This window comes from Streptococcus sp. GMD6S, assembly GCF_000297015.1.
The window spans coordinates 1-1,531 of record NZ_AJRH01000321.1 but is presented as its reverse complement, the minus strand read 5'-3'; the positions used below and the strand labels follow the sequence as shown (position 1 = coordinate 1,531).

Here is a 1,531-nt window from a genome sequence, read left to right as displayed (position 1 = left end):
CCAGCTTGGGCAATATTGGCAAATTCTTCATTGCTATAGTCTGTCGTCTGAGGCATAAAGGCATAATTACCAATATGACTCATCTGAATGTAGATTTGTTCCAATTCTGCAAAGGCCTTTTCAAACTCCTCAAACGTATGAAGATTGCCCTTGTAGTCACGGCTAAATTGGTTGATATCTTCGCGAGTCTTTTCGATTGCTCGCAAGAAATCCTCACGGTCTTGGTAAAGGGCGGTTAAATCCCAAAGTTCCTTTTCAGGAAATTCTGAACGGTGTTTTTGTTCCATTTTCTTCCTCTTATTTCTCTAACTCTAATAATACGCTAAGAGCTGATAAAGCGTAAAGTGGTGCTGTTTCTGCTCGCAAAATGCGAGGTCCAAGTCCTGCTAAGACTGCTCCCTTAGCTTCGAAACTCTCAATTTCTGCAGGTGACAGGCCACCTTCTGGACCAAAGATGAAGAGCAACTTGGCTCCTTTTTCAAGACCAGAGACTGCTTGGATAAACGCAGCGGTTTCTCCCTCTTTTGCTGATTCTTCATAAGCCACCACAATTGAGTCAAACTGGTCAAACTGAGCTAGAAAATCTGCTTTTTTCTCAAAAAGCTGAATACTTGGAACGATATTACGCTTGCTTTGTTCAGCTGCTCCAAGGGCGACTTTTTCAAGTTTTTCAACCTTTTTGCCCAATTTCTTGCCGTCCCACTTAGCAACCGACCAGTCGGCAGGAAAGGCCCAGATTTGGCTGGCACCCAGTTCGGTTACTTTTTGAGTAATAAACTCCAGCTTGTCTCCCTTGGGAAAGCCTGATGCGATGGTTACTTGAACTGGCAGTTCCACATTGTCAGCTAATTCTTGGATCAATTCAAACTGACGATTTTCCACATCCAGCACGCGCGCCAAACGCTTGATACCATCATTGAAGACCAAGATTACTTCATCATCTTCCTTCAGGCGCATAACCTGAAACATATGCTTGCTGGTTTCCTTGTCCCCGATAGTCACTGGAGAGATAGCACTGCCTTTTACAAAATACTGCTGCATGCTAGCCTCCAATCACACCTGAAATATCCTTAGTCTTCTTAAAGACACAGGCATTCCATTCTCCTTGAATCATGTGAGTTTCAAGGAAAAATCCAGCTGACTCAGCCGACTCGCGCACCATGTCCCACTTGTCCTTGATAATGCCACTCATGATCAGGTAGCCTTCATCCTTGACCAAGCGATAAGCATCCTCTGTCAGATGAATGAGAATATCCGCCAAGATATTAGCCACAATCACATCTGCCTCAATCTCAACACCCTTAAGCAAATCTCCAGCCGCTACATGTATATTTTCCATGCCAGGGTTGAGCTCAATATTTTCCTGAGCGACACGAACCGCCACATCATCCAGGTCATAGGCGAAAATTTCCTTGGCACCCAGAAGCGAGCTGGCAATGGAGAGGACACCTGAACCAGTTCCCACATCAAGCACCGTTTCGCCACCACGAAGAACCTGCTCCAAGGCAAAAAGGCTCATCTTGGTCGTTGG

General features: G+C 45.2%; 2 protein-coding genes and 1 pseudogene. All 3 read right to left on the bottom strand.

The genetic code is table 11. From position 1 onward, the window contains the following. Positions 1-287, bottom strand: a pseudogene (locus GMD6S_RS11315) (oligoendopeptidase F); the annotation flags it as partial. 10 nt (positions 288-297) lie between these two features. Further along, a complete protein-coding gene (locus tag GMD6S_RS11310; RefSeq protein WP_001188214.1) occupies positions 298-1,041 on the bottom strand; it encodes a 16S rRNA (uracil(1498)-N(3))-methyltransferase in 744 nt (247 codons plus the stop codon). 1 nt (position 1,042) lies between these two features. Continuing rightward, a partial coding sequence (locus GMD6S_RS11305; protein WP_000299369.1) for a 50S ribosomal protein L11 methyltransferase occupies positions 1,043-1,531 on the bottom strand: 489 nt, incomplete at its 5' end.